The sequence below is a fragment of the Streptomyces sp. NPDC048106 genome (assembly GCF_040706415.1).
Lineage (GTDB): Bacteria > Actinomycetota > Actinomycetes > Streptomycetales > Streptomycetaceae > Streptomyces.
In genome coordinates, this window is sequence record NZ_JBEZND010000013.1 from 146,275 (window position 1) to 171,707 (window position 25,433).

A 25,433-nucleotide genomic window follows, 5' to 3' on the forward strand; every position below is an offset into this window, starting at 1 on the left:
GAATGACGGGCATCCCCCCTAACGTCCCTGACGTGGTCAAGCTCTCCGTCATCGTGCCGTTCTACAACGTGCAGCAATACGCCCCCGACACGCTCAGGAGCCTGAAGGCGAACGCGCGTGAGGACTTCGAATTCATTCTTGTCGACGACTGTTCCCGCGACGGGACGCCCGAGATCCTCGCGCGCGCGGAGCGCGAGCTGCCCGGAGCGGTCCTCGTCCGGCACGAACAGAACGGGGGTCTGGCGACCGCGCGCAACACCGGCATCGACCGGGCGCGCGGCGAGTATCTGACGTTCCTGGACGGCGACGACTGGCTCGCCCCGGGCTATTTCCCGCGACTGGTGGCCGCGATGGAGGAGTTGGGCTGCGACTTCATCCGCACCGACCATGTGCAGTGCACCGCGCGGGCCCGCCAGGTGCACCGGGTGCCGGTCGGCCGGCGCGGCCGGGTGCTGAACCCGCGGGAGGCGATCCTGCCCGCGGACCGCTCCACCTCCGTGGACTACGCGTTCGCCTGGGCGGGCGTCTACCACCGCCGGCTGGCCGACAGGGGCCTGCTGCACTTCACCGACGGGCTGCGCACGGCCGAGGACCGGCCGTGGATCTGGAAGCTGCACCGGGAGGCGGAATCCTTCGCCGCGGTGAGCCTGCTCGGCGTGTTCTACCGGCGCGGTGTCGCCTCCTCGCTCACCCAGATCGGCGATGTGCGCCAGCTCGATTTCATTCGGGCATTCGACCAGGTGATCGCGGAAACCGCGAAGGACCGGGATGCGGACGCATTGCTGCCGAAGGCAGTGCGCACATATTGCGCGATCATTTCCCATCATCTGGGATCCATCGAAAGGTTCGAGCCCGCGGTGGCGAAGAAACTGAAATCCATGAGTGCCGCCGCGCTGCGGCGCCTGCCGCAGGACGTGCTGGACGACGCGCTGGACTCCATGGACCTCCAGCGCGCCACCAAGCTGCGCCGGCTGCGCCGCCGTCCCGCCGCCGCGGGGGCCGCCGCGTGACCACCCAGATCTTCCAGGCGTCGACGCTGTACGGCGTCGCCACCCTCGCCGCCGCCCTGGACTCCGGCTGCTTCGACGCCGCCGACCGGCGGATCCTGCTGGTCTGCAACAACGCGGCGACGCCCGAGACCACGCCGGGCCCGGACGAGATGCCCGGGTTCGAGCGGCTGCGCGACCGGTTCGACGAGGTGATCTCGTACAACGAGACGATCTTCCCGTTCCATCCGGGCGGCTGGGCCCCCCGCGTGGACGACATGCCGCTGTGGGAACGCTTCCTCCGGCACGAGTGGCGACTGGGCGGCGAGCACGTCGAGTTGGCGGTCGAGTCGATCCAGGTCAACCCGGCGCTCGCGCTCGCGCAGATCTTCAACGGCGCGCCGGTCACGGTCTACGCCGACGGTCTGATGTCCTACGGCCCGACGCGCAACAAGATCGACCCGCTGGTCGGCACCCGCGTCGACCGGGTGCTCCACCTGGACCTGGTGCCGGGCCTCACGCCGCTGCTGCTGACCGAGTTCGGGGTGCCCGGCGAGCTGGTGCCGGCCGCCGCCTTCACCAAAGTGCTCGCCGAACTGGCCTCGGCAGCCGAGGAGTTGCCGGCTATACCGGAGCCGGCGCTGCTGCTGGGGCAGTACCTGTCGGCGCTGGACATCCTCACCGCCGAGCAGGAGGAGGACCTGCATGTGCGGATGCTCCAGGGCGCGGCCGAACTGGGCCACACCCAGGTGGTGTTCAAGCCGCACCCCACCGCCCCGGCCCGCTACACCCGCTCGCTGGAGCGGGCGGCGGAGCGGCTCGGCGTCGAGCTGACCGTCGTGGCCACGCCGGTCCTCGCCGAGGTGCTGTACCAGCGGATCCGTCCCGCGCTGGTCGTCGGCTGCTTCTCCACGGCCCTGCTCACGGCCTCCGCGTTCTACGACCTGCCGGTCGCCCGGGTGGGCACGGAGCTGCTGCTGGAACGGCTGACGCCGTACGAGAACAGCAACCGGATCCCGGTCACCATCGTGGACGCCCTGCTGCCCGACCTGGCCGACGCGGCCGCCGTCACCGAGCGGCGCCGGGGCACGGACGTGGAGCGGCTGGGCGCGCTGGTGCGGGCGGTGGGCTTCGCGATGCAGCCGAAGATCCTGCCGGGGCTGCGCCCGGAGGCGGAGACCTGGCTCGCGGCGCACTTCGGCCCGGGGACCTCCCGCTACTTCAAGCGCCGCCGGCTGACCTCGCTGGCCCTGCCCGGCGGACTCCCCGCGCAGCTCGCGTTCATCCCGCGCAACGCGACCGTGCGCAGGGTGGCGAAGAAGGCGCGCGGTCTGCGCAGGACGGTACGGCGCTGAGGAGGGGCGGGGCGGGGGACATTTGTCCGGCCGTTCACCTCGCATTGGCTTCTGGAACCGCCCCGCGGGCAGGCACCGTGGAGGGCGAATCGCCCCCGCCCCACCGGCCCCACAGGGTTTTCGCCTACCACCGCCGTACCCGAGGGAGTGCTCGCCCCGCATGGCCACGATCCACGAAACAACGCGCCCGCCCCGCCGTCTCGACGACGTCCCCGGCTGGTTCCCGGTGCTCGACCAGATGCTCTTCGACTGGTTCCTGACCCGGCAGGAGACCGGCGGGATGCGGGGCGACCTGCTGGAAGTCGGGGTCTACATGGGCAAGAGCGCGATCTTCACCGGCCGCCACCAGCGGCCCGGCGAGAAGTACACCGTGTGCGACCTGTTCGAGGGCGACGCCCCGGACGACGCCAACCGCGCGGAGGCGACCAAGTCGTACAGCGCGCTGACCCGGGCCCGCTTCGAGGAGAACTACCTCTCCTTCCACGACGAGCTGCCGCGCGTCCTCCAGGGCCCCAGCTCCGTGGTGCCGGACGAGGTCGCACCGGGCTCCTGCCGGTTCGTGCACATCGACGCCTCGCACCTGTACGAGCACGTGCACGGCGACATCGGCGCGGCGCGCGAGCTGCTCCTCCCGGAGGGAATCGTCGTCCTGGACGACTTCCGCTCCGAGCACACGCCCGGGGTCTCCATAGCCGCCTGGGAGGCCGTGCTCAACCGCGGTCTGCGCCCGGTCTGTCTGAGCACCCAGAAGCTCTACGGCACCTGGGACGACCCGGAGCCGGTCCAGGAGGCGCTGCTGGAGATGGCGCGGGACCGCTCCGACTGCCATCTCAGCGTGCAGGAGGCCGCCGGGCACCGGATCATCCGGCTGAAGTCGAAGAACATGCGGGCCCCCGAGTTCCCGCTGTCCAAGCACGCGGCAAAGGAGCCGGAGCCCGAGACGAAGCCGGAGGCGGCCGCCCGGCCCGCCCCCGCGCGCACCCCGGCCCCGGCCGCCGCCGCACCGCGCCGGGGCACCGGCCGGCGGGTCCGCCGGGTCGCCGTGGACCTGCTCCCGCCGATCCTGACCCGCGCGATCCGCAACGCGCGCACCGCCCGGCCCTGAGAACGCCCCGGCCCGCCGCCGCCTTACGGCGCTACGACGCCAGAGACAGCTTCACCGCGAAGCCGAGGAAGAGCGCACCGGCCGCGGACGTGACCGTCGCGGACAGGCGCTTGCAGCGGCGGAAGGCGGCGGCGAGACGGGTGCCGCCGAATATGAGGGCGCTGAGATAGAGCACGCTGGCCACCTGGGCGATGGCGCCGAGGACGACGAAGGAGAGGGCCGGGTAGGCATAGCCCGGATCCACGAACTGAACGAAGAAAGCGACGAAGAAAAGAATCGCCTTCGGGTTGAAGAGGCTCACGACGAGGGCGCGCCGGTAGGGACGCTCCTCGGCGACGGCCGTCGGCGCCGCCGTCTCCTCGGCCACCTGCTCCCGCCGGGTCCGCCATATCCGCCGAGCGGACCGCATCATGCCGAGGGCCAGCCAGGTCAGATAGCCGGCCCCGGCGTACTTCACGATCCCGAACAGCAGCGCGTTGGCCTGGAGCAGCGAGGCGACCCCGGCGGCGGACAGGGTCATGAGCACGGTGTCCCCGCAGAACACCCCGGCGGCCGCGGTGTACCCGGCCCGCACCCCGCGGCGGGCGGCCACGGACAGCACATAGAGCGAGTTGGGCCCGGGGAGCAGCACGATCAGGGCCACACCCGCGAGGTACGTGGGGAGATGGATGACACCGAACATGGAAAGGAGTGTCGCACGGGGGTACGACAACGCTCCCCCACCGGGGTCGGCCGACGCCGTCCGGACCCCCGCTCAAAAGGCATCAGTCGGCACATACCTTCCCCAGACGTCCCGCAACGCCCCGCACACCTCGCCCACCGTGGCCCGTGCCCGCAGGGCCTCCTTCATGGGGTGGAGGACGTTGTCCTCGCCCTCGGCGGCCTTCTTCAGGGCGGTCAGGGCAGAGTCGACCGCGCCCCCGTCGCGGTCGGCGCGCAGGGCGGCGAGGCGTGCGCACTGGCGGGCCTCGATGGCCGGGTCCACGCGCAGCGGCTCGTACGGCTCCTCCTCGTCCAGCCGGAAGCGGTTGACGCCGACGACCACCCGCTCGCCGGAGTCGGTCTCCTGGGCGATGCGGTAGGCATTGCGCTCGATCTCGGCCTTCTGGAAGCCCCGCTCGATGGCGGACTCCGCCCCGCCCAGCTCCTCGACCTTGTCCATCAGCGCGACCGCCGCCGCCTCCACGTCGTCCGTCATCCGCTCCACCGCGTAGGAACCGGCGAAGGGGTCGACGGTCGCGGTCACGTCCGTCTCGTACGCCAGCACCTGCTGGGTGCGCAGGGCGAGCCGCGCGGACGTGGCGGTGGGCAGCGCGATCGCCTCGTCGAAGGAGTTGGTGTGCAGGGACTGGGTGCCGCCGAGGACCGCGCCGAGCGCCTGGACGGCGACCCGGACCAGGTTCACCTGCGGCTGCTGCGCGGTGAGCTGGACCCCGGCGGTCTGGGTGTGGAAGCGCAGCATCAGCGACTTCGGGTTGCGCGCGCCGAACTCCTCCCGCATCACCCGCGCCCAGATCCGGCGCGCCGCGCGGAACTTGGCGACCTCCTCCAGGAGCGTCGTACGGGCCACGAAGAAGAAGGACAGGCGCGGCGCGAAGTCGTCCACGTCCATCCCGGCCGCGACCGCCGTGCGCACGTACTCGATGCCGTCGGCGAGGGTGAAGGCGATCTCCTGCACGGGGGAGGCGCCCGCCTCGGCCATGTGGTAGCCGGAGATCGAGATCGTGTTCCACCGCGGCATCTCGGCGGCGCAGTACCGGAAGATGTCGGCCGTCAGCCGCAGCGAGGGCTTCGGCGGGAAGATGTAGGTGCCGCGGGCGATGTACTCCTTGAGCACGTCGTTCTGGATCGTGCCGGTCAGCCTGTCCGCCGGGACGCCCTGTTCCTCCGCCACGAGCTGGTACAGGAGCAGGAGCAGGGCGGCCGGGGCGTTGATCGTCATGGACGTGGAGACCCGGTCCAGCGGGATGCCGTCGAACAGCACCCGCATGTCCTCGATCGAGTCGATCGCCACACCCACCTTGCCCACCTCGCCGTGCGCGAGGGGCGCGTCGGAGTCGTGGCCCATCTGGGTGGGCAGGTCGAAGGCGACGGACAGGCCGGTCGTGCCATGGTCGATGAGCTGCCGGTAGCGGGCGTTGGACTCCGCCGCGGTGCCGAAACCGGCGTACTGGCGCATCGTCCAGGGGCGGCCGGTGTACATGCTCGGGTAGACCCCGCGGGTGAAGGGGTACGAACCCGGCTCCCCGAGCTTCTCGGCCGGGTTCCAGCCGGTCAGCCCGTCCGGCCCGTAGACCGGCTCGATCGGCAGGCCCGACTCCGACTCACGCGCCATGGATGCCTCCGCAGTACGTTCCGTACCTCCTCACCATGCCCCGTAGTTCGACCGGGGTCACGCGGGGAAGCATTCGGGGATGAGGACCAGGGGCAGGACCGTCGCCGTGCTCGGTGTGCTCGCCGCCCTCGCCGCGCTCTGCGGGTGCACCGTCCAGCCGCTGGACGCCGACGGCCGGCCGCTGGGCCCGGGCCCGGTGTCCCCCGGTGCTCCCGGGAGCCACGCCTCGGGGGTGCTGTGGAGGCCCGGCGACAGCGGCTCGGGGGTGCGGGAACTCCAGGCGCGGCTGCGGGAGCTGGACTGGCTGTTCGACGGGCCCACCGGCTCGTACGACGATCTCACCGAGCGGGCCGTCCGGGGCTTCCAGCGCAAGCGCGGACTGCCGGTCACCGGCGACACGGACGCCGTCACCTGGCGGCGGCTGGTGAGGATGACCCATCCGCCGGGCAAGTGGGAGCTGTACCTGATGGGCGGCCAGCCCGCCGCCGCGCCCGATCCGCGCTGTCTGACCGGGCGGGTGCTGTGCATCAGCAAGACCAGCCGGACGCTGCGCTGGATGACCGACGGACGGACCGTGTCCACCATGGCCGTGCGCTTCGGCACGCAGTACAGCCCGACCCGCGAGGGCACCTTCCGCGTCTACTGGAAGTCACGGCACCACGTGTCGACCCTGTACGACTCGCCGATGCCGTACGCGATGTTCTTCAGCGGCGGCGAGGCGGTGCACTACTCGTACGACTTCGCCGCGCGCGGCTACGCCGGGGGCTCGCACGGGTGCGTGAACGTACGGGACGAGGCGGCGATCGCCCAGGTGTTCGCACAGGTGCGGGTGGGCGACAAGGTCGTGGTGTACCGGTGAGCCCCGCACGGCGGCGGGCTGTGGGGGCGCGGGCGGGACCGGGGGAACATGCCCCGCCCGCGCCAGGTGCACGAGCCGCGGGTACGGGGGGAACCCCGGCTCAGTGCTACGGCCGATGACCAGTCGGCTCACTCTGTACTGCGTCGCGGGGCCCGAAAGTGTCACACCCTGAGCGGAAAAACTTTCGCGACGTCCGAAAGTGACAGGTCAGGGGGGTGTGGATGATCAGGAGTGAGCAGGTGTGGGAGCGGGCGCGGCGGGAGTGGGGGTCGGAGCGGGGGCGGTGGCGGTCGGAGTCGGCGTGCGAGCCGGGGTGGTCGAAGCGGGGGCGACGGTGGTCGCCTTCGGGGAGGCCGGGGACGACGGCCGGCCGTGGCCGTGACCGTGCGGGTCGGGCGCCGGTGCGGTGGGGCCGCGGTGCGGGAAACGGACCTTGCCGCCGCCGGTTCCGCTGCCCTCGCCGACGCCCTGGCCGTACCCCGAGCCGCCGCCGGGGTGGCTTTCGTCGTCACCACCCTGGCCGTCACCGCTCTGGCCGTCACCACCCTGGCCGTCACCGCCCTGGCCCTTGCCGTCCTGGCCGGAGCCCCGGCCCTGGCCCGTGTCCTTGTCCTGGCCGCCGTTGTCGCCGCCCTCGCTCCGGACGGGGTCGCCGGTGACGTGGCCGCCGGCGGACAGGACGAGCTTGCAGTACTGGGGCAGCCGGGCGGAGCCGCCCGCGAGGTTTTCCAGGACCCGTCTGCGCTCGGCGTTCAGCCCGGCGCCGGAGCGCAGGTCGCGGCAGGCGGTGACGACATCGTTCCAACGGCCGCCAGGACCGGTGGAGATGCCGGGGTGGGCGCTCGGACCCGTACGGCCGTCCGGCCCGTCGACGCGGCCGGAGCCGTCGGCGCGGCCGGTGTCCGTGCCGCCGCCGGGCGCGCCGGTGTCCAGGGGCAGCTGCGGGGCGACCGGCGCCGGCGGCCGGCCGGAGGCGTCCGCGCCGGCGGTGGCCGCGGGGCCGGGCCGCTCCAGGTCGAAGGGGGTGGGCAGCACCCCGCTGCCGGCGGCCACGGCGACCCCGCCGAGCGTGCCGGCGGCCACCATCGCGGCCAGCGCGAGCCGCACCGGGCGGCCCCAGCGGGGACGGCGGGCGGTGCCCGCCGGCCGGGCCGGGGCGCCGATGCGGACCAGGCCCCCGTCATGCCCCCGGGCGCCCGCGCCGCGTCCGCACGCACCGGCGCGACGGCCGGAGCCGCCCGCGGCGAACGCCGCCGTCCGCTCGTCCGTCCCGGCCTCGCGGACCTTGCGGAACGCGGCCAGGGCGGCCTGCTCACCGGGGAGTTCGAAGGGGGCGGGGGCCGCCTCGGCGGACAGCGCGCCGAGCGCCCGGGACAGGCGTTCCGCCTGGTCACGGGCGGATGGGTCGACGGCGTCCAGGGGCTCACCGCGCAGTAGGCGTTCCGCTGTCTCCCGGTTGAGCCACTTGTCCTGCTCGTCGGCCATCACATGTCCTTCTGCGTCCGCGCGCGCGGATGCGTCACAGTGCCGGACGTCACCGCGCGTCGGCGCGGTTCTCGCTCGGGGTCCTGCTGGGACGTCCGCTCGCGTTGCCGCCGGGCTTCCTGCCGGGACACCGGCCGGGACGGCGACGGCTGCCCGGAATCCCGCTGGAGCGGCAGCGCGTCGAGGACGCCCGCCGTCTCCGGGTCGTCGCCGAGCAGTTCGGCGAGCCGTTTGAGGCCGCGGTGCGCGGCGGTGCGGACGGCGCCGGCGCGTTTGCCGAGGGTCTCGGCCGCGGTCTTGGCGTCCAGGCCGACGACCACGCGCAGGACGACCGCCTCGGCCTGGTCCTGCGGGAGCCGGGCGATGAGGGAGAGGGTGCTGCCGGTGGTGAGCGCCTCGATGGCCTCGCCGGCGGTGTCGGACTCGGCGGGCCGGCCGGTCAGTTCGGTCTCGTCGCCGCCGATCGCGGGGCGGCGGCCGCGCATGCGGATGTGGTCCAGGGCGCGGTTGCGGGCGATCCGGGCGGCCCAGCCGCGGAACCGGTCGGCGTCACCGCTGAACCGGTCGAGGTCGCGGGCGATCTGGAGCCAGGCCTCCGAGGCCACGTCCTCGGCGTCAGGGTCACCGACGAGTGTGCGCACGTACCCGAGCAGCCGTGGATGCACCGCGCGGTACACCGTACGGAACGCGCTCTCGTCTCCGCCCTGTGCCGCACACACCGCGGCGGTCAGCTCCGCGTCGTCCCCCAGCACCGCACTCCCTTTACGCCTGTCTCCTGGTCGGCGCGAATGGCACGTTACGGCGTGAAACCTTGCGCCGTCCATGTCCGTAGAAGATGCAACTAACTCGTGACCGGGTGCGGGTGTGCGCAGCGTGAGCACCTTGTGAGAACGGAGTGCGGCCGGGGTGTGACAGAAAACGCACGGACGGCGCTGTAGAGAGTACGGGTCGCCGAGCGGCCCTCAGAGCGACGGTCGGGGCCTCTCCTGTGGGGGGTGGCGGCCCCGGCCGTTGCCCTTTGCCGCTCCCTTCGCCCTCTCGTTTCCCGCGGTCGCCCCGCCTCGAACTCGCGCCGTTTCCGCCCGACTTGTGCGTGTCCCGGGCCGCGCGGCAGGCCGCGGCCCCCTGGCCGGGTGGGTGGCCTCGCGGGAGCCGGGCACGGTGGGCGAAGGCGTCATGGTGGCGGGGGCAGCGGTGACCGCCGGGGCCGTCGCCGCCGGGGCGGGGTGTGTCCGCCGTGGCTCGGGCCGGCCGGAGTGGGCCCCGGAGACCCCGATCGCAGCCGTGGCGGCACCGCCCAGCGCGAGGCAGGCGAGCACCAGGGACAGCACGGTGCGCAGGGAGCGGCGGGGTGCCGCCGGACGCCAGTCGTCGCGGGTGCGGGTGCGCGGCGGGCGCGCCCCGGACGCGCGGGCGGCCCGGAAGGCGGCCACGGCGCGGCCCTCGCCCCCGGGGTCGGGACCGTAGGCGCGCAGCGCGGTGCGGAGGCGTGCCTCGACGTCGGTCGTACCGGAGCACGGTGGGGCGAGGGCGCCGCCCCTCGGTGCGCGCCGGTGGCCGGGCGGTCCGTCGCCGCCGGTGCCTTCACCCATGTCCGTCCCCGTCCCCCGTGCCGTCCACCTCCCCCAGCGTGCCGGGGCCCTCATCCGTCACACCCGGGCCGGGCGCCAGGGCGCGGGCGAGGCGTCTGAGACCGCGGTAGGTGGCGGTGCGGACCGCGCCGGGGCGTTTGCCGAGGACGCGGGCGGCGGCGGGGCCGTCGAGGCCGACGACCACCCGCAGCAGCACGGCCTCCGCCTGGTCCGGGGGCAGCGCGCGCACCATTTCGAGGGCGCGCGCGGTGGACAGGCTCTCCAGGGCCTGGTCGTGGGTGCTGTGCGGGCCCGCCCGGTCCAGCACGTCCTGGTCGAGCGCGGTGGTACGGGGCCGGGTGCGGCGGCGGCGCAGATGGTCCAGGGCGCGATGCCGGGCGATGGTCGCGGTCCAGCCGCGGAAGCCCGCGCCGTCGCCGGTGAACCGGCCGAGGTCCCGGGCGATCTCCAGCCAGGCGTCGGCAGCCACGTCCTCCGCGTCCTCGCCGACCAGACCGCGCAGATAGCCGAGGAGTCCGGGCTGCACGATCCGGTAGGCCACCGCGAAGGCGCGCTCGTCGCCGTCCTGGGCCCGCGCGACGGCCGCGCCCAGTTCCCCGTCCCGCGGCTGCCGGCGGCTGGGTTCCCCTCCCTGGCCCAAGACCGTCCCCGTCGTGCCGAGTTCATGGCCACCGCATGGCGCGTGCCGCACGGTGCGACACGCTCCGGCCGTGTCTTTCGCCCTCCACGGTCATCAGCGTCCGCCCTCACGGAAGTGTCACAGCGGACGGTCCGTCAGGAGCGGCGCGGCAAACGGACCGTCAGACGTCGGCGGACGCGTCCCGGCACAGCAGGCGCAGGGAGCCGTGGCCGGTGAAGCAGCGCCGGGCCTCCTCGATGGGGTCCCAGAGCCGGCCGTCGGTCGTGCGCACCCAGTACTCGCCGCCGGTCGCCCACCACTCGGCGCCGGTGTGGCGGACGAGCACCTCGCCGGCGTAGGCGCCGAAGCCGCGCAGCACGCTCTGGACCGCCTCGATCGGCGCGCCTTCGCGTCGTATCTCCTCGATCACGCGGTCCACGCGCCACAGGCTCCGCGCCGAGTAGTCGAGCCGCACCCGGGCGCCCTCGCGCATGGTCGCGACCGCGTCCGCCGCCCAGCGCACGGGCGTCGCGGCGGCGTGGGGCCTGCTCTCCTGCGGGGCCGTCCCGTCCGGGGCGGCCACGTCGGCGGTCGTCGCGGCCGTATCGACCGGCACACGAGCTGTCATGGGGGCGTTCACATGGGCGTTCACAATAGGAAGAGCGAGCGGGGCGGCGCTTTCGTCACCCTTCGCGGAAGCGTTTCGCCAACCGTCGCAGGACCGCCCCACCGCCGCCGCACGACCGGCACAGAGCCCGCGCGTCCGGCGGGTCAGCCGTCACGCGCCGTCACGCGCCGTCACGCCATGGCGTCGGCGCCGCCGCGGGCCCGTCGCGAGACCACCGCGCGCAGCACCCGGCGCCCCTCGCCCGACACGTCGAGGGCGCGGCGCAGGCCCTGCTTGCCGTGGCCTTCGAGGAGTTCCAGGACGGTGAGCTGGCGGCGCAGCTCGGCGGCGACGAGCGGCGAGGGGTCCTCGGCCCCGGCCGGGTCCGGGGCGCCCTCGGCGGCGGGGTCGAGCAGGTGGTGGACGCGCAGCGAGGCGGCCGAGCAGGCCTCGGCCCAGGGTCGTACGGCGTCGGCGGTGCGCTCGGCCGGGGCCGTGTCCAGCATGCGCCGGACGAGACGCGCCGCCTCCTCGTGCTCGCCCCCGCCCCCACCGGAACCGAGCGCGTCCCGCGCCTTCTCCAGATGGCCGCCCCAGTCCGACCCGTCGGCGAGGCTCCCCCACAGTGGGCGCAGCAGTTCCTCGTCGCCGTCGAGCAGGGGCAGGCACCGATCCAAACAGGCCAACCCGCTGGCGGCCATCCCCCGCTCGTCGGCCCGCGCGATCCGTTCCCCAAGGCTCATGAAAGCCTCCCAACCCTGGGCGCCGACCGGTACGGAGCCCGCACTTCCCCTTACTGCGTGCACCCGTGCGGAAGTGTCACAGCCGTCGGGTTTCAGCCAAAGGCGGGCGCGGCGCCGGGCGGCACGAGAAGCCTGCGCCGCTGCATCCGGGTCAGGTGCACGACGACCACGATGGCGAGGATCGCGGCCACGGCGTCGAGCGCGTCGGAGAACAGCATCAGCCGGGCAGCGTCGCCGACCTCGGCGGCGGTGTCCGCGGCGTCGTACTGCTGGGCCGCGGCCCGGCCCGCGAGGAGGCTGATGATCCACAGCGTCCACCAGGCGTTGACCGGGGTGTTCCGGACGCGCGCGCCCGGCGGGACGCTGGCCGTCCAGACGTCCAGGACGACCCGGCGCGGGAGCCACAGGTTCCCGATCGGCACGAACCAGCTCCCGATGGCCCAGCCGCGCTTCATGCGGTGCCCGTACGGCTCGAACACCTCGGCGTTCAGCCGCGCCCGCCACAGCCAGCAGAGATAGACGACGACCGTGGCCACCATCGTGACCCCCTGCATGATGCCGGCGGTGCCGTAGAGCCCGTCGGCGCGGTTGGCCCGGCGGGACAGCTCGGCGTCGACACCCCCGAGGAGATCGTGGGCGACCTCCGCCTCCATCTGGTCCGCGAAGCAGGCGAACAGGTCGGCGGCGAGGACGAGGCCCAGCAGAATGGCCGCGGCCAGGCCGAGCCCGGCGGGCGAGCGCAGCCGGGCGCCGAGCGGAAGCACCGGGGGCGGCGGGACGGGCTGGAACGGGACGGGTCTCGGCGAGGCCATGGTGGGATTCCCCTGGGGTACGGACGGTGACCGGCGCGTGACGGGCCGGAGACAAGGACACTGGAACATACGATCGAAGATCGTCGCGCGTCCACTGTTTTCACCGGCCCGTCCGCTCGCCTCCCCTCACCTCCGGCCCCGTCCGCTCGCCTCCCCTGCCTGTCCGTCCCCTACATACGTCAGCCCAGCCGGTTCGCCAGTGCCGTGAAGTCCGCCCAGGACAGGGTGGGTGTTCGCGGGTCCCACAGTTTCTGGACGGTGGCCCGCAGCGGCATCCGGATCCCGGCCGCGACCTGGTCCTGCGTCTGGGCGTTGGGGAAGTCGCCCCACACCGCGAAGGTGCCACCGAGGATCTGGCTGTCGTACCGCTCCGGGACCGCCGTGGTGCCGCGCACCACCCGCGGGGTCCACTGCTCGTAGATCCGCCGGCCCGTCGGGTAGACGAAGGTCTGCGGCTGGCCGAGGACGTAGTAGAGGAACTCGTCGTTGTAGTTGATCAGCTTGCGGCCGGTGCCCAGGTAGTCCTCCGGCGGCCGGGCGCCGATCTCCTTGCCGGTCCAGTAGGCGACCTGGAGATCGCCCGCGGGCTGCACGGAGGTGCCGCGGTAGAAGCCGTCGTTCCAGGCGCGCAGGGTCTTGCCGTGGGCGCGGACGGTGGCGGCCCGGTCGTTCAGCCAACTGGTGGCGAGGTCGGAGACGGTGCCGTTCGCCCCGAACTTCTGCCGGGCGGCCGCGGCGAGCTGCGGATAGGCGGTAGCGGGGTTGCTCGCCATCAGCGCCGTGTACTCGTCGCCGCCCAGATGCCACTGGTTGCCGGTGAACAGATCGGCGAACTCGTTCAGCAGGTCGTCGATCAGCTTGGCCGAGGCGGGCTTGGAGATGTCGATCGCGCCCTTGGTCGCGACACCGTTGCCATTGCGCAGCTGGAGTTCGGGGTGGGCGGCGAGGACCGCGCCCAGGTGTCCCGGCGAGTCGAGTTCCGGTACGACGGTGATGTGCCGGCTGTCGGCCAGGTCCACGATCCGCCTGACCTGCGCCTTGGTGAGATGGTCCGCGGAGACGATCTCCGGGTGGCTGCTGGACTCGATCCGGAAGGCCTGGTCGTCGGAGAAGTGCAGCCCCAGCTCGTTGAACTTCAGGTCCCCCAGCTCCCGTATCCGGTCCTCTATCCAGGACTCGGTGTACGGCTTGCGCGCCATGTCCAGCATGAAGCCGCGCACCGGCTTGGCCGGCTCGTCGCGCACGACGCCCTCCGGCGCCGTACCGCCGCCGTGGACCTCCTGCTTCAGCGTCCGGGTGCCGTAGAAGACGCCCGCCTGGCCGGCTCCGCTGATGTCGACCCGTCCGCCGTGGACGGTCATGGTGTACGACTCCTGGTTGCCGCTTCCGCCGCCCAGGGACAGCCGTACGTCGCCCGATCTGGTGTCGTTCGTCTGGCCGGCGTAGCTCATCCCCAGCTCGCCGGCTATCAGCTTGCCCTCGTCGGCAAGGCCGGGGTCGCTGATCACCACGCGTTCGCCGTGCTGCGGGCGCCAGCCGGGGCCGCGCGCCGGGGTATGGGAGCGCACCGCCGGAATCGTCCGGGGCGCCTGGGACATCGGGTACGACCGGGTGGGCGACGGACTCGTCTCAGCGACGGTCGCCTGTCCGGACGAGCCCTGCTGGCCGTCACCGCTCGACGAGGCCCACACCCCCACGCCTGTGCCGAGCGCGACGGTACCGACCACCGCGGCGGCCACCGCCATCCGCTTCCGCTTCACCTGTTGCGCCGTCGCACGGCGCCTGTGCTGGCTCACTCCGCCAACGTAAGGCCCTTCACCACTCGAACGGTCACCCGAGAGTTCGCAAACTCTACCGATCGGGTGAATTTCAGGCATCGTGCGGACACAGAGTGACCATCCTCGATAACCTGACGACACACCTTTCACAGCATTTCCCTGCCACACACGACTGTGACGCGAGGACCCACGCTGCCCGCCCACCGCCCCCCGCATCTGCCCCGGCCGCTCGACGCCTTCAACGTGGCGAGCGCCACCGAGGCCCGCGCCCTCCTCCTGCGCTGCCTGCACAGTCCGCGCTGGTCCCATCGCCTCGCGGCCCACCGCCCCTACCCCGACCTGGACGCCCTCCTGGCCGCGGCGGACGAGGCGGCGTACGACCTGTCCCCGGCGGACATCTCGGAGGCCCTGGCCCACGAGGCGCTGCCGCGGCTGCCGAAGGACACCTACTCGGCCGCCCATATGGCCCTGGACGCGGCCCACGCGGCGTACGAGGCCAGATTCGGACATGTGTTCGTCATCTATCTGGGTGAGGTCCCGGCGGCCGAGACCGCCGACTACGTTCTGGAAGCCATCCAGTCACGATCGGCCAACGATCCCGACGAGGAACGCGCGACGGCCGCGGACGAGCTCCGCCGCCTCGCAAGGGGCCGTCTGGGCACTTTCCTCAGCGGCGCGGGGACCTGTACGACCAGCCCGAACGCGCCCGCACCCGGCAGATAACGGCACGAACCATCCCAGCCGGCCGCCCCGGCTAGCCCAACCGCGTGCCAGTTTGATCACACAGGTAGGCCCCCCGTAAGCCTCACCCCGCCACACGGATACCATGCTGGGGGCCGGTGGACCGTACCCGGCCGGGCCCGACCGACACCGAAGCCGGCGCGGCCCTAGTCCCCGCTCCCGGAGGGTTCTTCCGTGCCGGCTGGAACGCTGTACCGCGGCCGGGAAGGAATGTGGTCCTGGGTGGCTCATCGAGTCACCGGCGTCCTCATCTTCTTCTTCCTGTTCGTTCACGTGCTGGACACCGCTCTCGTGCGTGTCTCCCCCGAGGCCTACGACAAGGTCGTGGCCACGTACAAGACGCCGATCGTCGCGCTGCTGGAGTACGGCCTCGTCGCCGCAATCCTCTTCCACGCGCTGAACGGTCTGCGCGTCATCGCCGTCGACTTCTGGTCGAAGGGCCCGCGCTACCAGAAGCAGATGTTCTGGACCGTGATGGGTGTCTGGATCGTGCTCATGCTCGGCGCGATCTACCCCGTCCTCGGCCACGCCGCTCGTGTTCTGTTCGGGAGCTGACGCCGATGTCTACCACTGAGACCACTGCCTCCGGGGTCGGCCCCGTCGAGGGTGCCGCCGTCTACAACGTGGACAACCCGGCCCCGCTGATCGAGGCTCCGCGCCAGCGGACCAAGAAGACCCCGAAGTCCACCCGCGGCAACTTCGAGCTGGCGGCGTGGCTGTTCATGCGCCTGTCCGGCGTCGTGCTGGTCGTCCTCGTCATCGGCCACCTGCTCATCCAGCTGGTGCTGGACGGCGGCGTCGCCAAGGTCGGCTTCGCCTTCGTCGCCGGCCGCTGGGCGTCCCCGTGGTGGCAGGTCTGGGACCTGGCCATGCTGTGGCTCGCGATGCTGCACGGCGCCAACGGCCTGCGCACGGTCATCAACGACTACGCCGAGCGGCCTGCGTCCCGCATGTGGCTGAAGGCCCTGCTGTACACCGCCACGGTGTGGACCATCCTGCTGGGCACGCTGGTGATCTTCACCTTCGACCCGAACATCCGCTAGGCACGGGGCTGCGAGAATCATGAAGATCCACAAGTACGACACCGTCATCGTCGGCGCCGGTGGCGCGGGCATGCGTGCCGCCATCGAGGCGACGAAGCGCAGCCGCACCGCCGTGCTGACCAAGCTCTACCCCACCCGCTCCCACACGGGCGCCGCGCAGGGCGGCATGGCCGCCGCGCTCGCCAACGTGGAGGAGGACAACTGGGAGTGGCACACCTTCGACACGATCAAGGGCGGCGACTACCTGGTCGACCAGGACGCCGCCGAGATCCTGGCGAAGGAGGCCATCGACGCGGTCCTCGACCTGGAGAAGATGGGCCTGCCGTTCAACCGCACGCCCAAGGGTGAGATCGACCAGCGCCGCTTCGGCGGCCACTCCCGCAACCACGGCGAGGCCCCGGTCCGCCGCGCGTGCTACGCGGCCGACCGCACCGGCCACATGATCCTCCAGACGCTGTACCAGAACTGCGTCAAGGAGGGCGTGGAGTTCTTCAACGAGTTCTACGTCCTGGACCAGCTCATGACCGAGGTCGACGGCGTCAAGCGGTCGGCCGGTGTCGTCGCCTACGAGCTGGCGACCGGCGAGATCCACATCTTCCAGGCGAAGTCGGTCATCTACGCGTCCGGCGGTACCGGCAAGTTCTTCCGGGTGACCTCGAACGCGCACACCCTGACCGGTGACGGCCAGGCCGCCTGCTACCGCCGGGGCCTGCCGCTGGAGGACATGGAGTTCTTCCAGTTCCACCCGACCGGCATCTGGCGCATGGGCATCCTGCTCACCGAGGGCGCCCGCGGTGAGGGCGGCATCCTGCGCAACAAGGACGGCGAGCGCTTCATGGAGAAGTACGCTCCCGTCATGAAGGACCTGGCGTCCCGTGACGTCGTGTCCCGTTCCATCTACACGGAGATCCGCGAGGGCCGCGGCTGCGGTCCCGAGGGCGACCACGTGTACCTGGACCTCACGCACCTGCCGCCGGAGCAGCTGGACGCCAAGCTGCCGGACATCACCGAGTTCGCGCGCACCTACCTCGGTATCGAGCCGTACACGGACCCGATCCCGATCCAGCCGACCGCGCACTACGCGATGGGCGGCATCCCGACCAACGTCGAGGGTGAGGTCCTGGCGGACAACACCACCGTCGTGCCGGGTCTGTACGCGGCCGGCGAGGTCGCCTGCGTGTCGGTGCACGGCGCCAACCGCCTGGGCACCAACTCGCTGCTGGACATCAACGTCTTCGGCCGTCGCGCGGGCATCGCCGCCGCGGAGTACGCCCACAAGGCCGACTTCGTCGAGCTGCCGGAGAACCCGGAGTCCTTCGTCGTCGAGCAGATCGAGCGGCTGCGCGACTCCACCGGCAACGAGCGGGTGGCCACCCTGCGCCGTGAGCTGCAGGAGACCATGGACGCCAACGTCATGGTGTTCCGCACCGAGCAGACGATCAAGACGGCGGTCGAGAAGATCGCCGAGCTGCGCGAGCGCTACAAGAACGTGTCCATCCAGGACAAGGGCAAGCGGTTCAACACGGACCTCCTCGAAGCCATCGAGCTGGGCAACCTGCTCGACCTGGCCGAGGTCATGGCCACGTCGGCCCTGGCCCGCAAGGAGTCCCGCGGCGGTCACTACCGCGAGGACTACCCGAACCGCGACGACGTCAACTTCATGCGCCACACCATGGCGTACCGCGAGGTGGGCGACGACGGCACCGAGTCCATCCGTCTCGACTACAAGCCGGTCGTCCAGACCCGCTACCAGCCGATGGAGCGTAAGTACTGATGGCTACCCCTGTTCTGGACAAGGCGGACGCGGCGGGACAGCCCGAGCCCGGCTTCGCCGACTCCCCCTACATCACCGTCACCTTCCGGATCCGCCGGTTCAACCCGGAGGTCTCGGCCGAGGCCGTCTGGGAAGACTTCCAGCTGGAGATCGACCCCAAGGAGCGTGTCCTCGACGGTCTCCACAAGATCAAGTGGGACGTCGACGGCACCCTCACCTTCCGCCGGTCGTGCGCGCACGGCATCTGCGGCTCGGACGCGATGCGGATCAACGGCAAGAACCGCCTTGCCTGCAAGACGCTGATCAAGGACATCAACCCCGAGAAGCCGATCACGGTCGAGCCCATAAAGGGCCTGACGGTCCTCAAGGACCTGGTCGTGGACATGGAGCCGTTCTTCCAGGCGTACCGGGACGTGATGCCGTTCCTGATCACCAAGGAGACGAACGAGCCGACGCGCGAGCGTCTGCAGTCCGTGGAGGACCGGGCGCGCTTCGACGACACCACCAAGTGCATCCTGTGCGCCGCGTGCACGTCGTCCTGCCCGGTGTTCTGGAACGACGGCCAGTACTTCGGCCCGGCCGCGATCGTCAACGCCCACCGCTTCATCTTCGACTCGCGTGACGAGGCCGGGGAGCAGCGTCTCGAGGTGCTGAACGACCGTGACGGCGTGTGGCGCTGCCGTACGACCTTCAACTGCACGGACGCGTGCCCGCGCGGTATCGAGGTCACCAAGGCGATCCAGGAAGTCAAGCGGGCGCTGATCACCCGCCGCTACTGACGCGACGCCTGGCACAATACGAGGGCCGTTCACCCGTCGGGGTGAACGGCCCTCGTATTCTCATCCGCGTCTTTCACCACATCCCGGGGGGCACCAGCGTGACCGAGCAGAACCCGTACCAGAGCGGCGCCGGCGACTGGGGCCCCGGTCATCCGCCCGTGCCGTCCGACACGCCGCCGCCGGGGTACGGGTACCCCGCCGCCGGTGATCCCGCGCAGGGGTACGGCTATCCACAGCAGCCGGCGGCTCCCCCGGCCGGTGCCCCGATGCCGATGGGCGGCGCGCCGGTGCTCGCCATCGGTGACATCACGGTGGTGGGTGATCAGATCATCACGCCGGCCGGGCAGTTGCCGCTGCGCGGGGCGATATGGAACGCGACGGACATGTCGCACACCGAGGAGAAGATACCGACGCACGCCATCGTGCTCGCGATCGTGTTCTTCGTGTTCTGCCTGCTCGGGCTGCTCTTCCTCCTGATGAAGGAGAAGAAGACCACGGGCTACATCCAGGTCACCGTGACCAGCGCGGGCCGGCACCACCAGACGATGGTCCCGGCGCTCGGTCCGGAGACGTTCCCGGCGATCATGGGGCAGGTCAACTACGCCCGCTCGCTGAGCAGCATGTGAACCCACGGCCCGGTCATCACCGGATCCCGGCGGACGGCGCCCTAATCTGACGACATGTCAGACGAAGGGTCGTACGAACTGCTCGGGTTCGACAACGTACTGCTCCCCGTGGGCGACCTCGCGGAGGCCGTCGGGTTCTACGAGCGGGCCGGGTTCGGGGTGGGGTTCCGGTTCGACGAGGCCGGGATCGCGCTGCTGCGGGCGGGGGCGGAGACGCCCGGGATCCTGCTGCGGGTGGAGGAGGCGCTGGGCCACCGCGGTCCGCCGTGGCCCTCGCCGCGCGTCTGGCTGGAGGTGCCGGACGCGCGGGCGGCGGCGCGGCGGCTGGTCTCCCTGGGCATCCGGCCCGTGGACGAGGTGTTCCAGACGGCGACCGGCTGGACGGTGGAGATCGCCGATCCATGGGGCAACGTGCTCGGCCTGACGGACTACACCCGGCGCCCGGAGCTGGGCCGCAGAGGCTGAGCCCAGGGCGTGTACGGCACTCGTTAGGCTCTGTGGCGTGCCCGTGAAGAACGACGGTCCCGAGGCGGCCGGTACCCCCAGCAGCAAGTCCGAGCAGACCCGTGCGCTGATCCTGGAGACGGCCATGCGGCTGTTCCGGGAGCGGGGGTACGACAAGACCACCATGCGGGCCATCGCCCAGGAGGCGGGGGTCTCCGTCGGCAACGCGTACTACTACTTCGAGGGCAAGGAACACCTGATCCAGGGTTTCTACGACCGGATCGCGGCCGAGCACCGGCAGGCGGTCCGGGGGATCCTGGAGCGGGAGACGGACCTGGAGGCGCGGCTCGCGGGGGTGCTCACCACCTGGCTGGACATCGCCCGGCCGTACCACGAGTTCGCGGTGCAGTTCTTCAAGAACGCCGCCGATCCCGACAGTCCGCTGAGCCCCTTCTCCCAGGAGAGCGAGCACGCCCGCGAGCAGGCGATCCAGGTGCACCGGGAGGTGCTGGCCGGCTCCAGGGCCAAGGTCCCGGCCGAACTCCGGGAGGTGCTCCCGGAACTGATGTGGCTCTCCCAGATGGGCCTGATCATGTACTGGATCTTCGACCGCACGGAGAACCGCGAACGCAGCTACCGCCTGGCCCGCCGCGGCGCCCGCCTCACCACCCGCGGCGTCACCCTCGCCCGCTTCCGCGTCCTGCGCCCCCTGGTCCTGGAGGTCCACGAGCTGTTCACGGACTTCCTGCCGGGAATGACGAGGTTCCTGCCGGCCCCGGGCCGGGAACCGGCAGAAGGCGAGTGATCACTTTCGGGTGAAGGCGTGGGAAAGGGTCGTCCTGCCATCGGTCTGCCTACGATGATGCTCTCGATACCGGCCCTTGGGAGGCACCTGATGTCCGCAGCAGCCGTCGAGCGATCTCACGACCGTCCGCTGATCGCGGAAGCCGACCGGATCATGGAGCGCCTCCCGGGCTACCGCGTCGAGATCATCGGAGACCAGATCATCGTGTCCCCGCCCCCTGACGGCCATCACGGCGATGTCCTGACCGACTTGATGGCGCCTTTCATGGCAGCCGGTTTGCACGGAGCCGAATCCAGGCTGATCCAGAACATCGGCCTCTGGCTGCCGACAGGGCCCGAGGACTTCGCGATCCCCGACGTCTCCCTGGTCGACGCCGACTTCGCGGACCACTACATCGAGAACAACTGCTACGACCCCGTCTGCTTCCGCATGGTCCTGGAGGTCACCTCCAGCAACTTCCGGACCGACCTGCGCACCAAGGTGGGCGCCTACGCGGAGGCCAAGGTCCCGGTCTACGTCATCGTCGACCGCAAGCACGAGCGTCTCCACGTGCTCACCGAGCCGGCCGGGAGCGAGTACGCGAGTCATCGCGTCCACGCTCCCGGCGAGACCGTCGCACTCCCCGACTCCCTCGGTGCCAAGATCACCCTCGACGTCGGGGAGATCATCCGGACCGGGCGGAACCAGGGTCGCTGATCAGATCCAGTCGAGCCGCCACAGGCGGTAGACGCCCGTGCCGTCGGAGAGGTACTGGCCGCCGCCGACGTCCTCCGTGCTGACCGTGTACTCCTTGCGCTGCCAGAGGGGGATCAGGGGGACGTCCGTCGCGATGGTGGACTGGATCTGCTTGAAGTCGGACGCGGCGCGGCTGCGGTCGGCGAACTGCCGGCTGCCGCGGATGAGCTTGTCGACGGTCCCGTTGCTGTAGCCGGTGGCCATGGTGGAGCCGGTGCCGACGAGGGGCTGGCCGAAGGTGTCGGCGTCGGGGTAGTCCGCGACCCAGCCGACGGCCCAGGCGTCGAGCTTGCCCGCCGCCATGCGCTCCTGGAAGTCGGTCCACTCGTAGCCCTTGACGTCGACCTTGAACAGGCCGCCCGCCTCCAGCTGCTTCTTCAGCGCCGCGGCCTCCTGCTCGCCGGCGCCCTGGCCCTTGCCGTAGGCGAAGGTGAAGCGGACCGGCAGGCTCACCCCGGCCGCGGTGAGCAGGTCACGCGCCTTCTTCGGGCTCTGCGTCGGATAGGTGTCGAAGTACGACGTGGTGTGGCCGGTGATGCCGGTCGGGATCAGGGAGTACAGGGGGTCGACCGTGCCCTGGTAGACCGTGGCCGCCAGCTCCTCCCGGTTGACCAGCCAGGCGAGCGCCTGCCGCACCCGCACGTCGTGCAGCGGCGAGCTCGCGCGGGTGTTGAGGTACAGGTTGCGGGTCTCGGACGTGTCGGACTCGGTGACCCGCTCGTGCGGGTCGCTCGGGTTGAGCTGGGAGAGCACGTCCGGCGGCAGCGTCCGGGACGCCACGTCGACGGCCTTGTCCTTCCACGCCGTGTCGAGCTGCGCGGAGTCGGTGTAGTAGCGCAGCTCGACCGGGCGGCCGGTGGAGCCGAGGTAGCCCTTGTAGTCGGGGTTCGGCGCGAGGCGTGCCTGCTTGTCCTTGGTGTACGAGGTGAGCCGGTAGGGACCGGTGCCGTCGACCGCGGAGTCCTTGCGCAGCGCGTTCGCCGGGTAGCTCTTCCGGTCCACGATCGCGCCCGCGCCGGTGGCGACCTTCAGCGGGAAGGTGGCGTCCGGGGCCGACAGATGGAAGGTGACGGTGCGCGCGTCGTCCGCGGACACCGAGGCGAGGGCGGAAAGCAGGGACGAGGGGCCCACGTCGGAGTTGATCCGCTTGACCCGGTCGAAGGAGAACTTCACGTCCTCGGCCGTCATCGCCCGCCCGCTGGGGAACTTGATCCCCTCGCGCAGGGTGCACCGGTACGTCTTCAGGTCGCTCCCGGCGAAGGCGCAGCTCTTCGCCGCGTCCGGCACCGGCTCCACCCCGTCCGGCTCGAACGTCAGCAGCGTCTGGAACACGTTGCTGAACAGGGCCCACGACCCCGCGTCGTACGCCCCGGCCGGGTCGAGCGAGGTGACGGCGTCCGTCGTCCCGACCCTGATGGTCTTGTTCTTGTTCTCCTGCGACGGCAGCAGTTTCCAGCCGCCGATGCCCACGATCGCCAGGACGAGCAATGTCCCGACTATCCGCATGCGAACCGATCGCACGGTGGTGCCCTCCCCAGACCCCTGCCGGGTCCCTACCCCTGGCCAGCACAAATTCGGCCACTCCCCCAAGTGACGCGGCTCACCTAATCACACACGTTTCGGTGTGGGAAGGGCTTTCTGACCACTTGTGGAAGAACTTGCCCAAGTCGTTGTCTCCGCCGGGCATACGCCGGGCCTTCACGGGGCCTCCACAGTCGGACGAGGAGATTCCCGTCACATGTGCGACGGCTCCCGGCGCAGGGCGCGCACACCGCGCAACCCGATGACCCCGATGACCGTCCCCAATACGAAGGAGACGATCGCCAGCGTCAGGTGCACCCAGAAGTAGGCGGTCGGCCGGCCGTCGTGGAAGGCGAGACCGCTGCCGTCCTTGACCAGGTTCTTTACGAAAGTGACCCAGATGAACCAGCTCCACACCCCGAAGGCGAGCAGGAACCAGGAGACCGGGCGGCTGAGTTTCATACCTCCAGTATCCGGGGTGCGCCCGCGTCGCCGGGGCCGGGGCGGGACTTCCCGGGCCGCTGCGGGTACGTTCTCGGTCGTGCCCGCACCCAAGAAGACCGCCCGGCGATCACTGCTGGTCACCACCGCGACCCTGCTGTCCCTGGCCGCCACCGCGCCCGCCGCGCTCGCCGCCCCCACCGCCGGCACGACCCCGGCGGCCACGCCACCGGCCCGGATGTCGACGCTCGGCGGCGCCCGGCTCGGACAGCCCGGCACCCAGGTGAACCTCGCGCCCGGCGTCCCCGCGCTCCCCGCGGACCTGACCGCGCGCTCCTGGATCGTCTCCGACGCCGAGTCGGGCGAGGTGCTGGCCGCGCACAACGCGCACTGGCAGCTCCCCCCGGCGTCCACGATGAAGATGCTGTTCGCCGACACCCTGCTGCCCCGCTTCCCGAGGACGATGGAGCACAAGGTGGTCCCGAAGGACCTCGCGGGCATGGGCGACGGCTCCAGCGTGGTCGGCATAAAGGCGGGCCACACCTACAGCGTGCGCGACCTGTGGCTCGGGGTGTTCCTGCGCTCGGGCAACGACGCCGTGCACGTGCTGTCCGCGATGAACGGCAGCGTCGCGCAGACCGTCCAGGACATGCAGCGGCACGCGGACGAACTACAGGCCCTGGACACCCAGGTGGTCTCCCCCGACGGCTACGACGCGCCGCGCCAGGTGTCGTCGGCGTACGACCTCTCCCTGATCGCCCGCTCCGGGTTGCAGAAGAAGGACTTCCGGGACTACTGCTCCACCGTGAGCGCGGAGTTCGAGGGCGAGCAGATCCGCAACACCAACCGGCTGCTCAGCGGCGACACCGACGTGCCGGTCTACCAGGGCATCGCGGGCGTCAAGAACGGCAACACGACCCACGCGGGCGCCACCTTCACCGGGGTCGCCGAGCGCAGCGGCCGGGTGCTGCTCGTCACCGTGATGAACCCGCGAAAGGCCGAGCACAACGAGGTCTACAAGGAGACGGCGAAGCTGTTCGACTGGGGCTTCCAGGCGGCCGGCAAGGTCACCCCGGTGGGCGAGCTGGTGCCGCCGAGGAACGCGGAACCGGCCAGTGCGGCGCCGAGCGTCTCGCCGAAGGCGTCCGCGCCGGTCGGCCGGGCCGGTTCGAAGCCGGTGGCGGCGGCCGCGACCCCGGCCGGCTCCCGCGGGATCGGCACCGCGCTCGCCATCGCTGGCGGGCTGCTGGTGCTGCTGGCGGGCGGGGCGTTCCTGGTCAACCGCCGGTGGCCGCTGCCCGACCTGATGCGCCGTCGGACCCGGCCGTGACCTTCGCCATCCCGCCCGGCGTGGCCGTCCAGGCGGCGCAGAACAGGACGAGCTTCGCGGTGAAGTTGATCCACAGCAGCAGCGCCACGGGGACGCCGAACGCGCCGTACATGCTCTTCGCGGCGACCCCCTGGATGTAGCCGCTGAGAAGCAGTTTCAGCAGTTCGAAGCCGACCGCGCCGAGCAGGGCCGCGAGCACCAGGCGGCGGCGCGGCGGCTCCACCCCGGGCAGCAGGGTCAGGACGTAGAGCAGGACGAGGAAGTCGGCGAGCACCGCGACGGCGAAGGCGGCGGCCCGCAGCAGCGCGGTGCCCCAGCCGTGCTCGGCGAGGCCCAGTTGCCCGGAGACCTTGCCGACGGCGGCCGACGCGAGCGTGGACGCGGCGAGGGTGACCAGCAGGGCGCCGCCGAAACCGACCAGGATGCCGGCGTCCTTGGCCTTGGCGACCAGCGGGTTCTGCTCCTGGTCCGGCAGCTCCCAGACCGCGCGCAGGCAGTCCCGCACCTGGCCGACCCAGCCGACGCCGGTGAGCAGCAGCAGGGCACCCGCGATGACGCCGACGGTGCCGGCGTTGTGCACGAGCGTGGTGATGTCCAGCTGCTGGGAGACGACCCCCGGGAACTGCTCGGCGACCTTGTGCTCGACGGTCCGCTGCTGGGCCGGGCTGAGCGTGGCGGCGGCGACGGCCGCGGCCACGGTGAGCAGCGGGAACAGCGCCACGAAACTGACGAACGTCATCGCCGCCGCCAGCCGGGACCACTTCACCCGGTCGAGCCGCTCGTACGCCCGCCACGCGTGCGTGGCCGTCAGCCAGGTCACCAACGGCCCGACGACGGGCAGTCCCTTGAGCCAGTCCATGATCCGTTCCCTGCCCGCTGGACGACGTCCCATGTCCGGGTACCCCGCGACCGCGTGCC

General features: G+C 71.6%; 27 protein-coding genes. 14 read left to right on the top strand and 13 right to left on the bottom strand.

The window, feature by feature from the left end:
• Positions 1-32 precede the first annotated feature (32 nt).
• The 3 genes from AB0927_RS16430 (at position 33) to AB0927_RS16440 (ending at position 3,446) form a co-directional block, all read left to right on the top strand.
• Entirely contained in the window at positions 33-1,010 is a 978-nt protein-coding gene (locus AB0927_RS16430; RefSeq protein WP_366668260.1) for a glycosyltransferase family 2 protein, read from the top strand.
• Positions 1,007-2,341 (top strand): polysialyltransferase family glycosyltransferase, encoded by a 1,335-nt coding sequence (locus AB0927_RS16435; RefSeq protein WP_366668261.1) that lies wholly within the window; start codon positions 1,007-1,009, stop codon positions 2,339-2,341. The genes AB0927_RS16430 and AB0927_RS16435 overlap by 4 nt, the downstream gene beginning before the upstream one ends.
• A gap of 160 nt (positions 2,342-2,501) precedes the next feature.
• A complete protein-coding gene (locus AB0927_RS16440; RefSeq protein WP_366668262.1) occupies positions 2,502-3,446 on the top strand; it encodes a class I SAM-dependent methyltransferase in 945 nt (314 codons plus the stop codon).
• Between the two features lie 31 nt (positions 3,447-3,477).
• Here AB0927_RS16440 and leuE read toward each other — a convergent pair whose 3' ends face one another.
• Positions 3,478-4,128 (bottom strand): leucine efflux protein LeuE, encoded by a 651-nt coding sequence (gene leuE / locus AB0927_RS16445; RefSeq protein WP_366668263.1) that lies wholly within the window; start codon positions 4,126-4,128, stop codon positions 3,478-3,480.
• A gap of 72 nt (positions 4,129-4,200) precedes the next feature.
• Entirely contained in the window at positions 4,201-5,781 is a 1,581-nt protein-coding gene (locus AB0927_RS16450; protein WP_366668264.1) for a methylmalonyl-CoA mutase family protein, read from the bottom strand.
• Between the two features lie 79 nt (positions 5,782-5,860).
• On the opposite strand from AB0927_RS16450, the gene AB0927_RS16455 reads away from it, so the two are divergent.
• Positions 5,861-6,640: a L,D-transpeptidase family protein gene (locus AB0927_RS16455; protein WP_366668265.1), complete on the top strand. Its 780-nt coding sequence runs from the start codon at positions 5,861-5,863 to the stop codon at positions 6,638-6,640.
• 225 nt (positions 6,641-6,865) lie between these two features.
• Here the strand turns inward: AB0927_RS16455 and AB0927_RS16460 are convergent, their stop codons facing one another.
• From AB0927_RS16460 to AB0927_RS16495, 8 genes are all read right to left on the bottom strand, one after another.
• Positions 6,866-8,125 carry a hypothetical protein gene (locus AB0927_RS16460; protein WP_366668266.1) on the bottom strand — a complete coding sequence of 420 codons (1,260 nt, stop codon included), beginning with the start codon at positions 8,123-8,125 and terminating at the stop codon, positions 6,866-6,868.
• Positions 8,125-8,877 (bottom strand): RNA polymerase sigma factor, encoded by a 753-nt coding sequence (locus tag AB0927_RS16465; RefSeq protein ID WP_366668267.1) that lies wholly within the window; start codon positions 8,875-8,877, stop codon positions 8,125-8,127. Before AB0927_RS16465 ends, AB0927_RS16460 begins: the two co-directional genes overlap by 1 nt.
• 210 nt (positions 8,878-9,087) lie before the next feature.
• Positions 9,088-9,717: a hypothetical protein gene (locus AB0927_RS16470; protein WP_366668268.1), complete on the bottom strand. Its 630-nt coding sequence runs from the start codon at positions 9,715-9,717 to the stop codon at positions 9,088-9,090.
• The gene (locus AB0927_RS16475) at positions 9,710-10,357 is read right to left on the bottom strand and encodes an RNA polymerase sigma factor (RefSeq protein ID WP_366668269.1); all 648 of its coding nucleotides are present in this window, start codon (positions 10,355-10,357) and stop codon (positions 9,710-9,712) included. Before AB0927_RS16475 ends, AB0927_RS16470 begins: the two co-directional genes overlap by 8 nt.
• 160 nt (positions 10,358-10,517) lie before the next feature.
• Positions 10,518-10,964 carry a hypothetical protein gene (locus tag AB0927_RS16480; protein ID WP_366668270.1) on the bottom strand — a complete coding sequence of 149 codons (447 nt, stop codon included), beginning with the start codon at positions 10,962-10,964 and terminating at the stop codon, positions 10,518-10,520.
• A gap of 170 nt (positions 10,965-11,134) precedes the next feature.
• Positions 11,135-11,686 carry a hypothetical protein gene (locus AB0927_RS16485; RefSeq protein ID WP_366668271.1) on the bottom strand — a complete coding sequence of 184 codons (552 nt, stop codon included), beginning with the start codon at positions 11,684-11,686 and terminating at the stop codon, positions 11,135-11,137.
• Between the two features lie 92 nt (positions 11,687-11,778).
• The gene (locus AB0927_RS16490; RefSeq protein ID WP_366668272.1) at positions 11,779-12,498 is read right to left on the bottom strand and encodes a DUF4328 domain-containing protein; all 720 of its coding nucleotides are present in this window, start codon (positions 12,496-12,498) and stop codon (positions 11,779-11,781) included.
• 179 nt (positions 12,499-12,677) lie between these two features.
• Positions 12,678-14,243, bottom strand: a complete 1,566-nt coding sequence (locus AB0927_RS16495; protein ID WP_366668300.1) for a glycoside hydrolase family 20 protein — start codon at positions 14,241-14,243, stop codon at positions 12,678-12,680.
• 207 nt (positions 14,244-14,450) lie between these two features.
• Between AB0927_RS16495 and AB0927_RS16500 the strand changes: the two genes are divergently transcribed.
• The 9 genes from AB0927_RS16500 to AB0927_RS16540 all read left to right on the top strand — a co-directional run bounded on the left by AB0927_RS16500 (position 14,451) and on the right by AB0927_RS16540 (position 21,184).
• Positions 14,451-14,999 carry a 2-oxo-4-hydroxy-4-carboxy-5-ureidoimidazoline decarboxylase gene (locus tag AB0927_RS16500; protein WP_366668273.1) on the top strand — a complete coding sequence of 183 codons (549 nt, stop codon included), beginning with the start codon at positions 14,451-14,453 and terminating at the stop codon, positions 14,997-14,999.
• Between the two features lie 192 nt (positions 15,000-15,191).
• The gene (gene sdhC, locus AB0927_RS16505) at positions 15,192-15,572 is read left to right on the top strand and encodes a succinate dehydrogenase, cytochrome b556 subunit (RefSeq protein ID WP_145483083.1); all 381 of its coding nucleotides are present in this window, start codon (positions 15,192-15,194) and stop codon (positions 15,570-15,572) included.
• A 5-nt stretch (positions 15,573-15,577) separates the two neighbouring features.
• On the top strand, positions 15,578-16,060 hold the full coding sequence (locus tag AB0927_RS16510) for a succinate dehydrogenase hydrophobic membrane anchor subunit (RefSeq protein ID WP_366668274.1): 483 nt from the start codon (positions 15,578-15,580) through the stop codon (positions 16,058-16,060).
• A 19-nt stretch (positions 16,061-16,079) separates the two neighbouring features.
• Positions 16,080-17,834, top strand: a complete 1,755-nt coding sequence (gene sdhA, locus AB0927_RS16515) for a succinate dehydrogenase flavoprotein subunit (RefSeq protein ID WP_366668275.1) — start codon at positions 16,080-16,082, stop codon at positions 17,832-17,834.
• Entirely contained in the window at positions 17,834-18,613 is a 780-nt protein-coding gene (locus AB0927_RS16520) for a succinate dehydrogenase iron-sulfur subunit (protein ID WP_366668276.1), read from the top strand. Before sdhA ends, AB0927_RS16520 begins: the two co-directional genes overlap by 1 nt.
• A 98-nt stretch (positions 18,614-18,711) precedes the next feature.
• Complete coding sequence (locus tag AB0927_RS16525) at positions 18,712-19,239, top strand: hypothetical protein (RefSeq protein WP_366668277.1); 528 nt, start codon at positions 18,712-18,714, stop codon at positions 19,237-19,239.
• Positions 19,240-19,293: 54 nt separating this feature from the next.
• Complete coding sequence (locus AB0927_RS16530) at positions 19,294-19,704, top strand: VOC family protein (RefSeq protein ID WP_366668278.1); 411 nt, start codon at positions 19,294-19,296, stop codon at positions 19,702-19,704.
• A gap of 37 nt (positions 19,705-19,741) precedes the next feature.
• On the top strand, positions 19,742-20,488 hold the full coding sequence (locus AB0927_RS16535; protein WP_366668279.1) for a TetR family transcriptional regulator: 747 nt from the start codon (positions 19,742-19,744) through the stop codon (positions 20,486-20,488).
• A gap of 90 nt (positions 20,489-20,578) precedes the next feature.
• Positions 20,579-21,184 (top strand): Uma2 family endonuclease, encoded by a 606-nt coding sequence (locus AB0927_RS16540; RefSeq protein WP_366668280.1) that lies wholly within the window; start codon positions 20,579-20,581, stop codon positions 21,182-21,184.
• Here the strand turns inward: AB0927_RS16540 and AB0927_RS16545 are convergent, their stop codons facing one another.
• Positions 21,185-22,729 carry an ABC transporter substrate-binding protein gene (locus AB0927_RS16545; RefSeq protein WP_366668281.1) on the bottom strand — a complete coding sequence of 515 codons (1,545 nt, stop codon included), beginning with the start codon at positions 22,727-22,729 and terminating at the stop codon, positions 21,185-21,187.
• 228 nt (positions 22,730-22,957) lie between these two features.
• Complete coding sequence (locus AB0927_RS16550; protein ID WP_366668282.1) at positions 22,958-23,206, bottom strand: hypothetical protein; 249 nt, start codon at positions 23,204-23,206, stop codon at positions 22,958-22,960.
• A gap of 79 nt (positions 23,207-23,285) precedes the next feature.
• Between AB0927_RS16550 and AB0927_RS16555 the strand changes: the two genes are divergently transcribed.
• Complete coding sequence (locus AB0927_RS16555; RefSeq protein ID WP_366668283.1) at positions 23,286-24,515, top strand: D-alanyl-D-alanine carboxypeptidase; 1,230 nt, start codon at positions 23,286-23,288, stop codon at positions 24,513-24,515.
• Here the strand turns inward: AB0927_RS16555 and AB0927_RS16560 are convergent.
• The gene (locus AB0927_RS16560) at positions 24,463-25,374 is read right to left on the bottom strand and encodes a YihY/virulence factor BrkB family protein (protein WP_366668284.1); all 912 of its coding nucleotides are present in this window, start codon (positions 25,372-25,374) and stop codon (positions 24,463-24,465) included. The two genes, AB0927_RS16555 and AB0927_RS16560, sit on opposite strands and share 53 nt — an antisense overlap.
• Positions 25,375-25,433: the final 59 nt, after the last annotated feature.